This window comes from Streptomyces luteosporeus, from assembly GCF_039532865.1.
Classification (GTDB): domain Bacteria; phylum Actinomycetota; class Actinomycetes; order Streptomycetales; family Streptomycetaceae; genus Streptomyces; species Streptomyces luteosporeus.
In genome coordinates this window covers 186,441-195,353 of record NZ_BAAASL010000008.1, presented here as the reverse complement: position 1 = coordinate 195,353, position 8,913 = coordinate 186,441, and the positions used below count along the sequence as shown (strand labels likewise).

General features: G+C 73.6%; 13 protein-coding genes. 9 read left to right on the top strand and 4 right to left on the bottom strand.

Annotated elements, in window-relative coordinates:
- Window positions 1-31: 31 nt before the first annotated feature.
- Both tsaE and ABD361_RS12695 read left to right on the top strand, forming a co-directional pair.
- Window positions 32-550, top strand: coding sequence for a tRNA (adenosine(37)-N6)-threonylcarbamoyltransferase complex ATPase subunit type 1 TsaE (tsaE, locus tag ABD361_RS12700; protein WP_344435155.1), 519 nt, complete (start codon window positions 32-34; stop codon window positions 548-550).
- Window positions 551-692: 142 nt separating this feature from the next.
- Entirely contained in the window at window positions 693-878 is a 186-nt protein-coding gene (locus ABD361_RS12695) for a hypothetical protein (protein WP_344435154.1), read from the top strand.
- Between the two features lie 52 nt (window positions 879-930).
- Here ABD361_RS12695 and ABD361_RS12690 read toward each other — a convergent pair whose 3' ends face one another.
- Window positions 931-1,533, bottom strand: coding sequence for a hypothetical protein (locus ABD361_RS12690; protein ID WP_344435153.1), 603 nt, complete (start codon window positions 1,531-1,533; stop codon window positions 931-933).
- A 165-nt stretch (window positions 1,534-1,698) separates the two neighbouring features.
- Here ABD361_RS12690 and tsaB point away from each other — a divergent pair, with 165 nt between their 5' ends.
- Genes tsaB through ABD361_RS12660 form a run of 6 tightly spaced genes read left to right on the top strand, consistent with a single transcriptional unit; the run spans window position 1,699 to window position 5,775 of the window.
- Window positions 1,699-2,367, top strand: a complete 669-nt coding sequence (tsaB, locus tag ABD361_RS12685; RefSeq protein ID WP_344435152.1) for a tRNA (adenosine(37)-N6)-threonylcarbamoyltransferase complex dimerization subunit type 1 TsaB — start codon at window positions 1,699-1,701, stop codon at window positions 2,365-2,367.
- A gap of 26 nt (window positions 2,368-2,393) precedes the next feature.
- The gene (rimI, locus tag ABD361_RS12680; RefSeq protein WP_344435322.1) at window positions 2,394-2,891 is read left to right on the top strand and encodes a ribosomal protein S18-alanine N-acetyltransferase; all 498 of its coding nucleotides are present in this window, start codon (window positions 2,394-2,396) and stop codon (window positions 2,889-2,891) included.
- Window positions 2,875-4,038: a tRNA (adenosine(37)-N6)-threonylcarbamoyltransferase complex transferase subunit TsaD gene (tsaD, locus tag ABD361_RS12675; RefSeq protein WP_344435151.1), complete on the top strand. Its 1,164-nt coding sequence runs from the start codon at window positions 2,875-2,877 to the stop codon at window positions 4,036-4,038. Before rimI ends, tsaD begins: the two co-directional genes overlap by 17 nt.
- A 47-nt stretch (window positions 4,039-4,085) precedes the next feature.
- Window positions 4,086-4,439 carry a hypothetical protein gene (locus ABD361_RS12670; protein ID WP_344435150.1) on the top strand — a complete coding sequence of 118 codons (354 nt, stop codon included), beginning with the start codon at window positions 4,086-4,088 and terminating at the stop codon, window positions 4,437-4,439.
- Window positions 4,440-4,469: 30 nt separating this feature from the next.
- A complete protein-coding gene (locus ABD361_RS12665) occupies window positions 4,470-4,928 on the top strand; it encodes a hypothetical protein (protein WP_344435149.1) in 459 nt (152 codons plus the stop codon).
- 37 nt (window positions 4,929-4,965) lie between these two features.
- A complete protein-coding gene (locus tag ABD361_RS12660) occupies window positions 4,966-5,775 on the top strand; it encodes a PIG-L deacetylase family protein (RefSeq protein WP_344435148.1) in 810 nt (269 codons plus the stop codon).
- Between the two features lie 3 nt (window positions 5,776-5,778).
- Here ABD361_RS12660 and ABD361_RS12655 read toward each other — a convergent pair whose 3' ends face one another.
- Both ABD361_RS12655 and ABD361_RS12650 read right to left on the bottom strand, forming a co-directional pair.
- Window positions 5,779-6,486 carry a GOLPH3/VPS74 family protein gene (locus ABD361_RS12655; RefSeq protein ID WP_344435147.1) on the bottom strand — a complete coding sequence of 236 codons (708 nt, stop codon included), beginning with the start codon at window positions 6,484-6,486 and terminating at the stop codon, window positions 5,779-5,781.
- A gap of 38 nt (window positions 6,487-6,524) precedes the next feature.
- Window positions 6,525-6,935 carry a winged helix-turn-helix transcriptional regulator gene (locus ABD361_RS12650; RefSeq protein ID WP_344435146.1) on the bottom strand — a complete coding sequence of 137 codons (411 nt, stop codon included), beginning with the start codon at window positions 6,933-6,935 and terminating at the stop codon, window positions 6,525-6,527.
- Window positions 6,936-7,016: 81 nt separating this feature from the next.
- On the opposite strand from ABD361_RS12650, the gene ABD361_RS12645 reads away from it, so the two are divergent.
- The gene (locus ABD361_RS12645; RefSeq protein WP_344435145.1) at window positions 7,017-7,958 is read left to right on the top strand and encodes an NADP-dependent oxidoreductase; all 942 of its coding nucleotides are present in this window, start codon (window positions 7,017-7,019) and stop codon (window positions 7,956-7,958) included.
- Between the two features lie 17 nt (window positions 7,959-7,975).
- Here the strand turns inward: ABD361_RS12645 and ABD361_RS12640 are convergent, their stop codons facing one another.
- Window positions 7,976-8,881 carry a LysR family transcriptional regulator gene (locus tag ABD361_RS12640; RefSeq protein WP_344435144.1) on the bottom strand — a complete coding sequence of 302 codons (906 nt, stop codon included), beginning with the start codon at window positions 8,879-8,881 and terminating at the stop codon, window positions 7,976-7,978.
- Window positions 8,882-8,913 lie beyond the last annotated feature (32 nt).

Here is an 8,913-nt window from a genome sequence, read left to right as displayed (position 1 = left end):
GGTCGTGGCGCACCCCGTACCATCGTCGGGTATGAACACCGCCGCTCCCACCCAGCTGACGATCAAGTCCGCCGACGCCATGCGCGACCTGGGCCGCCGCCTCGCCGCGTGTCTGCGCCCCGGTGACCTCGTGCTGCTCTCCGGCGAGCTCGGTGCCGGGAAGACGACGCTGACGCGCGGTCTCGGCGAGGGCCTCGGCGTGCGGGGTGCCGTGACGTCGCCCACGTTCGTCATCGCCCGCGTCCACCCGTCCCTGGTGGGCGGCCCGGCGCTGGTGCACGTCGACGCCTACCGGCTCTCCGGCGGCCTGGACGAGATGGAGGACCTGGACCTCGACGTCTCCCTCCCCGAGTCCGTCGTGGTCGTCGAGTGGGGCGACGGCAAGGTGGAGGACCTCTCGGAGGACCGGCTGCGCGTGGTGATCGAGCGTGCGGTGGGCGCGGACGCCCCCGCCCTCGACGCGGGCGACGAGGCCGACGACGTGCGTACGGTCACGGTCACGGGCATCGGTGCGCGCTGGGCGGACGCCGACTTCGCCGCGCTCGCCTGAGCCGGGGCGTCCTTCGTTCCGACAGGCCGTCGGCAAAATGTTGCGCGCGTGGTGCCGCGCGTGGTCACATGGAGTACGGAGGCTTGGTTAGGTCTACCTAACCTACGCCTGCGTGCCCGCGCTCTGCTCCCCAGGAGGCACCATGTCGGCCCACGAGCCCGCTGCCCCCGCCGCTGCCGCCGTGCCGCGCGATCCGGAACGGACCCCGTCGATGCACGACCTGCTGGCCTCCTGTGCCGCCGCGGACGCGGTCTCCACGCCACCGCGCGCGCCGGAACCGGCCGTCGAAGGGGTCGAAGGGCCGGAAGAGCGGCGCGACGCGGCGTAGCCCGAACGGGCGACCGCGACTGCGACCGCTACCGCGCCCGTAACCGCGACGGCTACGGGATCACGACCACCTTCGTGTTCGTCACCGCGAACTCCCACATCGACCGCCCGTCGGCCGGCTTCTCGCGGATCGCGCCGGTCTTCTTCGCCGACGCCGGGTTGGGCGAGGAGCCGTCCACGGCCGCGCTGAAGCCGAAGACGATCCCGGCCGGGTCCTTGTGGAAGATCACCACGTGCTCGACGGGCGTGCCGTCGGAGCCGGTGACCGTCGGGGTGCGCGAGGTGACCGCGTACGTGCCCGGCGGCGGGCTGACCGTGCTCGGCGCCACCTCGAAGGTGCGGGTGGCCTTGCCGTCCTGGCCCACCAGCCACACGCGCTTCTGCGCGAGCGCGTAGACGACGCGCAGCCCCGTGCCGGAGCCCTCCGGCACCGCGTCGGGCGCCGTGGCCTGCCCCTGGCCGGCCGCGGCCCCGCCCTTGCCCGCATCGGCGCCGGAGCCCTCGCCCTTGGCGCCCTTGCCGGAGCCCTGGCCCGCTGCGTGGGCGGCGGCGAGGCGGTCGGGCGCGGCCTCCGCCTGGTACGCCAGGAAGCCGACCCCTGCGAGGGCCGCCGCGGTGAGCGCGGCCACGATGACCCCCGAGCTGCTGCGTGCCACGCTGCGCACACTCCTTACCGACCACTGATGCGTCTTACCGATGCGTCTTACCGATGCGTCGTACGGCTATGCGGCTGACCGTAGCACCAGGTGCCGCACGGCTGTCGCGCCGTCGTCCCGGCGCCCGCACCACACAGGTCCCACGGCGCGCCGTACGCTTGTCACGTGCTGTTGCTCGCTCTTGATACCGCCACCCCCGCCGTCACGGTCGCCCTGCACGACGGGGAGACCGTCGTCGCCGAGTCGACCCAGATCGACGCCCGCCGGCACGGGGAGCTGTTGCTGCCCGCCGTGCACCGGGTGCTCGGCGAGGCGGGCACCGCGCTGGACGCCGTGACCGGCATCGTCGTGGGCGTCGGCCCGGGCCCGTACACCGGTCTGCGGGTGGGCATCGTGACCGCCGCGACGTTCGCGGCCGCCCTGTCCGTGCCCGTCCACGGCCTGTGCACGCTGGACGGCATCGCGTACGCGGCGGGGCAGGCCGGGATGGAGGGCGGGTTCGTCGTGGCGACGGACGCCCGCCGCAAGGAGGTGTACTGGGCGCGCTACGCCGACGCCCGTACGCGCGTCACCGAGCCCGCCGTGGACCGTCCCGCCGAGCTGCCCGCCGACGTGACGGCCCTGCCGGCGATCGGCGCGGGCGCCGTGCTGTACGCGGACGCCTTCGGCGACGTGCGCGGCGAGCTGCCGCAGCACCAGAGCGCGGCGGCGCTGGCGGCGCTGGCGGCGGAGAAGCTCCGCACGGGCGGCGAGTTCCTGCCGGACCGGCCGCTGTACCTGCGCCGTCCCGACGCCCAGGTGCCCGCCAACTACAAGGTGGTCACGCCGCAGTGACCGGCACCGCAGTGCGCGTCCGCGACATGCGCTGGTGGGACATCGCCCCGGTGCTGGAACTGGAGCGTGCGCTCTTCCCGCACGACGCCTGGTCCAAGGGCCTGTTCTGGTCGGAGCTGGCCCACGCGCGCGGCGCCCACGCCAACCGCCGCTACGTCGTGGCCGAGACCACCGACGGGACCACCGGGGCCACCCGCATCGTCGGCTACGCCGGCCTCGCCGCCGTCGACCGCACCGGCGACGTACAGACCATCGCCGTGGACCGGGAGCACTGGAGCACCGGCCTCGGCGCCCGCCTGCTGAGCGAACTGCTCACCACGGCCACCGCCTTCGACTGCCGTGAGGTGCTGCTCGAAGTGCGCGTGGACAACACCCGTGCCCAGCGCCTCTACGAACGCTTCGGCTTCGAGCCGGTGGGCGTGCGCCGCGGCTACTACCAGCCCGGCAACGTCGACGCGCTCGTCATGCGCCTGTCCGATCCGATCAACGCTGTCCAAGGAATGACCCATGGCTCGCAGGACTGACGAACCCCTCGTCCTCGGCATCGAAACCTCCTGCGACGAGACCGGTGTCGGCATCGTCCGCGGCCACACGCTGCTGGCCGACGCCGTCGCCTCCAGCGTCGACGAGCACGCGCGCTTCGGCGGCGTCGTGCCCGAGGTCGCCAGCCGCGCGCACCTGGAGGCCATGGTGCCGACCATCCAGCGCGCGCTGCAGGAGGCCGGCGTCACCGCCAAGGACCTCGACGGCATCGCCGTCACCGCCGGCCCCGGCCTCGCCGGCGCCCTGCTGGTGGGCGTCTCGGCCGCCAAGGCGTACGCGTACGCCCTCGGCAAGCCGCTGTACGGCGTGAACCACCTCGCCTCCCACATCTGCGTCGACCAGCTCGAACACGGCGCCCTGCCCGAGCCGACCATGGCCCTGCTGGTCAGCGGCGGCCACTCCTCCCTCCTCCTCGCCCCGGACATCACCTCCGACGTCCGCCCCCTCGGCTCCACCATCGACGACGCGGCGGGCGAGGCCTTCGACAAGATCGCGCGCGTGCTGAACCTCGGCTTCCCCGGCGGCCCGGTCATCGACCGCTACGCGCGCGAGGGCGACCCCGACGCGATCCGCTTCCCGCGCGGCCTGACCGGCCCGCGCGACCCGGTCTACGACTTCTCCTTCTCCGGCCTGAAGACGGCCGTGGCCCGCTGGATCGAGGCCAAGCGCGCGGCCGGCGAGAACGTCCCCGTGGCGGACGTGGCGGCCTCCTTCCAGGAGGCGGTCGTCGACGTCCTCACCCGCAAGGCCGTCCGTGCCTGCAAGGACCACGGCGTCGACCACCTCATGATCGGCGGCGGCGTCGCCGCCAACACCCGCCTGCGCGCCATGGCCGAACGCCGCTGCGAGGACGCCGGCATCACGCTGCGCGTCCCGCGCCCCAAGCTGTGCACCGACAACGGCGCCATGGTGGCGGCCCTGGGCGCGGAGATGGTGGCACGGGGCCGGGCAGCGTCGTCGTGGGACCTCTCGGCGGACTCCTCCCTGCCGGTGACCCACACCCACGTCCCGGGCGAGACCGGCGGCGACCACGAGCACGAGCACGGTGACGGCCACGGCCACGGCCACGGCCACGGCCATGACCACGACCACTTCCACGAGTTGAGCAAGGACAACCTGTACTCGTAGGGCGCGGGCGGTCAAGACTCGTCCGGCGACTCATCCGAGGAGAAGACGTGACCGCTGGTGTCCCCGAGCGCCCGCTGATCCCGCAGCCTCCCGCGACCGTTGCCGCGCTGCGCCGGGCCGTCGCGAGGCTCCCGGCCGCCCTGCCCGCCTTCACCAGGGAAGCGGACGCGGCGGCCGACGGGGTGCGCCAGGTGTTCATCGCCTCGTGGGCGGCCCACGTGCACGTCCAGCGCCACCCGCACCTCGCGGCACGGTTCCGTGAGCTGGAGGACCTGGTGGCGGCCTCGGACGACGAGGCGCAGGTCCGCGGGGCCGCAGCCGAGCTGGGGCGCATCCTCGACGACGCCTACGCAGCGATGGAGCGCGGCGCCTCCCCGCCGGCCCTTGTGCGGCCTGTATGAGCGGTCGGCGTGCCGGGTACGTACTCGGTCATGGGCTCCGCCGGAGAGCAAACCCAGCCGCCGGTCGCCGCAGGCGCCCCGGCGCGCAACCGTGAGAAGGAGATCGGCGCGCTCTTCGAGGAGTACCGTGCGCTGCGCGAGGAGATAGCGCAACGCGTCGCCGCCCGCATGCAGATGATCGGGTTCGCCGGTGTCATCTCCGCGTTCCTCGCCGTGGCGAACCCGCTCGCCTTCGACGGCCCCGGTCTGTACGTGACGGCGGGCGTACTCCTGCTCGCCGTCCTCTGGCTTCGCGGCATCAACAGGGGCATCCAGCGCATCGGCGGTCACCTGCGTACCTTGGAGGCCCGCATCAACGCGCTGGCGGCGGAGGCGTGGGGAACCACCGAACCGCTCCTGACCTGGGAGACGGTCATTCACAGCCGCAGACGGCACGTGGGCGGCGTACCGCGCTGGGTCGGTCGTACGGGTGGCTGGTACACGTCCTGACCCCGGCGGCGACCCACATCGGCCAGGATGTGCCGGCATGGCAACCGTTGTGGCCTTCCACGCCCACCCGGACGACGAGGCCCTGATGACCGGCGGCACCCTCGCCCGCGCCGCCGCCGAGGGCCACCGCGTCGTGATCGTCGTCGCCACGGACGGCGCCATGGGCGCCGTCGGGCCCGGCGAACCCGTCCGCCTCGGAGAGCTCCGCGCGAGCGCCGCCGTCCTCGGCGCGGCCCGCGTCGTGCACCTGGGGTACGCGGACAGCGGCAACGGCAAGGAGCTGTACCCCGATCCGCCCGACCGCAAGCGCTTCGTCAGCGCCGACTCCCGCAGCGCCGCCGAGCGGCTGGCCGCCGTTCTGCGCGAGGAGCGCGCCGACCTGCTCCTCAGCTACGACGCCAACGGCGGCTACGGCCACCGCGACCACGTCAGGGTGCACGAGGTCGGCCGGCTGGCGGCCGCCCTCGCCGGGGTGGACCGCGTCCTCGAAGCGACGATCCCTCGCGACCTGGTCGTCCGGACCCTCAAGCTCGTCGACCGCCTGCGCCTTCCCGTCCGCCACGACGCCGTCGCACCGCACACCGCCTACAGCTCGCGCACGGCCATCACCCACGCGGTGGACGCCCGCAGGTTCGCCCGCCAGAAGCAGCAGGCCATGGCCACCCACCGGACCCAGGTACGGGGAACGGGCCGGCTCGCACCGGTGATGCGGGCACTGATCCGCCTCCCCGCCCCCGTCTTCGGGCTGTTGCTGGGGCGCGAGTGGTTCGTCGACGCCACGGGGGCCTCCGCCCCGGACGTCGTCTCCGGCATCTTCCGGCCCCTGCGGGTCACCGGCGGCCGCTGACGCTCAGCCCGCCCCGGCGCTCGCGCCCGCGCTCGCGGAGCCGTCCGAGGACTTGTCCTGCCGCACGTTGCGGTACACCGCCTCGGCCGGCCACTCCTGTCGCGTCAGCCGCCGCAGCTCACGGCGCGTACGGCGGGCGTCCCAGCCCGGGTACAGCCGGGCGTGCACGTCGATCGCGCCGAGCAGCGCGCCCAGGGCCCGCGAGCGCGGGTCGGGGAAGCCGGCGTGGCGCGCCTCGTCCAGGCGTATGCGCGCCGGCGTCGTCAGGTCGGCCGACGCGACGGGGTGGCAGTGGTAGGGGATCAGGCGCAGGAAGCGGCGGGACTCCCGGCGCAGCGCCCCGCGCTCGACGAGCCGGTCGAGCCACGGCTCCTCCAGCCGCCGCCCGGCCCGCCGCACCCAGGCGCGCGTCCGCGGCCCCTTGGCACCGGGCCCCTTGCCGCGTGCTCCGGCGGCTCCGGCGGCTCCGGTGGTGAGCTCGGCGAGGGCGGCGGCCAGCAGCGGATCCGCGGGCGGCAGCGGGCCGGTGACGACGACCCGCCCGCGCTCCTCGGCCACGTGCCCGCCGAGCGCCAACTCGGCGAGCACGGCGCCGGCCACGCCGTACTGCAGGAAGCGCGCACGGCACAACCTCCGGCCGGTGGAGGGGTGGAGGGAGAGGAGCAACAACTCTTCGGGCAGCGTCAGGTGACCGCCGGGATCCGCGTTCATGGGTCCATGATGCGGCAGCTTGCGCAGCTTGCGGTGGGTCAGGTCAGGGGAGCGACCGCCTGCTTGGCCTTCTCGTCGAACTTCTCGCGGGCGGTGGTGATCTGGTGCACGTGGGAGCGCGCCCAGTGGCCGATGACGGCGGCCAGTTGCCCCGCCTCGCGCCCCAGTGGGGTCGGCGCGTACTCGACCCGCGGCGGGACCGTGGGATAGACCGTGCGCTCGACGAGGCCGTCACGCTCCAGCGTGCGCAGGGTCTGGGTCAGCATCTTCTGCGTGATGCCCGGGATGGAGCGCTGCAGCTCGTTGAACCGCCGGGGCGCCGATCCGTCGCCCAGCGCACCCAACTCGCCGAGCACGTACAGCACCCACTTGTTGGCCAGGACCTCGACGACGGTCCGCGAGGGGCATGCGCCGGGCGGGACGGACCAGGGCGCGGGGGCAGTGTCCACGGGGGCAGTATCCAATGGGTACCTACCTTTCAGAAAGGTGCCTACTGTACAAGGGATACCAGTGCCGCGAGGATCACAGTCATGCGAGTGATCAGTCAGCGTTCTCTTGGTGGCCCTGAAGTTCTGGAAGTACGGGAAGTCCCTGAGGCCGAGCGCCCGAGCCCCGGGCCCGGCGAGGTCCTGGTGCGGGTGCGCGCCACGGGCGTCAACCCGGCGGATTGGAAGGTCCGTTCCGGGTATGTGGAGTGGTTCGGCGCGCCGCCGTTCGTGCTGGGGCACGAGTTCAGCGGGGAAGTGGCGGCGACGGGTGAGGGCGCCGGTGCCTTCGGCCCGGGCGACGAGGTGTTCGGGTGGGTGATCCCGCCCCGCGGCAGCCACGCGGACTACGTCGTCGTCCCGGAGACCTCACTGGCGGCCAAGCCGTCCACCATCGGCCACGTGCAGGCGGCGGCCCTGCCCATTGCCGGACTGACCGCCTGGCAGGCGCTGGTGAGCATCGCACGGGTGCGGGCGGGAGAGCGCGTACTGGTGCACGGCGCGGCAGGCGGCGTGGGCCACCTGGCCGTACAGATCGCCAAGGCGCGGGGCGCGTACGTGATCGGTACGGCGCGCAAGGAGAAGCACGCGTTCGTACGGTCGCTGGGTGCCGATGAACTCATCGACTACACGGTGACGGACTTCGCCGCCGTCGTACGCGACATCGACGTGGTCGTGGACACCGTCAGCAACGACTACGGGCCCAGGTCGCTGGCCACCATGAATCCTGGCGGCATCCTCATCGACGTGGTGGGCGTGGGAATCGACCGTACGGCGGTGACGGCGCAGGCCGAGCGGGAGGGGAAGCGGTTCGTCGAGTTCTACCTCGAACCGACGCCGGCCGACCTGAGCGGCCTCGCGGACCTCGTACGGGAGGGCGGGCTGCGCCCGGAGATCCAGGAGGTCCTGCCGCTGATCGAGGCGGCGAAGGCCCACGAGCTGAGCGAGACGGGACGCGTGCGGGGGAAGGTGGTGCTGGTGCCGTGAGCGGTGGTCCTCAGTGCTCAGTGGCCGGGGGCAGGGGGCTCCGCCGAGGCGCGCAGGAGCAGGTCGCGCAGGGCCTCCGCGGCGTCCGACGGCTCGGCGGGGGTGAGGACGACCTGGTCGGCGGTGGTCGACGGGCCGGTCAGGGGGATGACGCGCAGGCCGGGCGGCTCGTGGTCGAGCGCGGACTCGACGGTGATGCCGATGCCCGTTCCTGCGGCGACGTGAGCGGCGATGGCGTGCACGCTGTCGGCGGTCCTGATGATGCGCAGGTCGGCGCCGCCGATGTGGAAGGCGGACAGGAGGCGGTCGCAGAGCCCGCTGTTGATCTGGTGGGGCCAGGTGAGCAGGTCGGTGGTGGACAGTTCGGACGCGCTCAGCTCGGCCCGCCCGGCCAGGGGGTGGGCCGCGGGCACCAGTGCCATGAACCTCTCGGTGGACAGCACCCTCGCGCGTACGCCGGTGACGTCACCGGTGGCCCAGCCGATGCCCAGCCCGATCGTCCCTGCCCGTAGGGCGGTGACCTGGGCCGTGGTCGGCATGGCCTCCGGCACGATCGTCACGCCGGGGAAACGGTCGCGCAGCTGCGGCAGGCAGCACAACAGCAGCTGCTGGTCGGTGTATTCGGCGTGCCCGACGACGAGGGTGGTGCGGGCCCCCTCGCCGGCGGCCAGGGAACGCCCGCGCTGCTGGAAGCGGCGCAGCTGGGCCAGGGCGGCGCGGGCGTCGGGCAGCAGCGCCTCGCCGAGATCGGTCAATGACACCCGGCGGCTGGTGCGGTGGAACAGCCGCCCGCCCAGGCTGCTCTCCAGCCGCCTGACGGCATCGCTGACGGTGGGCTGCCCCCGGTGCAGGCGCGCGGCAGCGCGGCCGAAGTGCAGCTCTTCCGCGACGGTGACGAATGCTTCCAGCTCGATCCTGTCCACGGGGGCAGGCTAACGCGATCGATCGGTGCGGC

Coding starts and splice junctions, on each gene's coding strand:
- tsaE (WP_344435155.1), top strand. CDS start 32: ATGAACACCGCCGCTCCCACCCAGCTGACGATCAAGTCCGCCGACGCC.
- ABD361_RS12695 (WP_344435154.1), top strand. CDS start 693: ATGTCGGCCCACGAGCCCGCTGCCCCCGCCGCTGCCGCCGTGCCGCGC.
- rimI (WP_344435322.1), top strand. CDS start 2,394: ATGCGCTGGTGGGACATCGCCCCGGTGCTGGAACTGGAGCGTGCGCTC.
- tsaD (WP_344435151.1), top strand. CDS start 2,875: ATGGCTCGCAGGACTGACGAACCCCTCGTCCTCGGCATCGAAACCTCC.
- ABD361_RS12665 (WP_344435149.1), top strand. CDS start 4,470: ATGGGCTCCGCCGGAGAGCAAACCCAGCCGCCGGTCGCCGCAGGCGCC.
- ABD361_RS12660 (WP_344435148.1), top strand. CDS start 4,966: ATGGCAACCGTTGTGGCCTTCCACGCCCACCCGGACGACGAGGCCCTG.
- ABD361_RS12655 (WP_344435147.1), bottom strand. CDS start 6,486: ATGAACGCGGATCCCGGCGGTCACCTGACGCTGCCCGAAGAGTTGTTG.
- ABD361_RS12645 (WP_344435145.1), top strand. CDS start 7,017: ATGCGAGTGATCAGTCAGCGTTCTCTTGGTGGCCCTGAAGTTCTGGAA.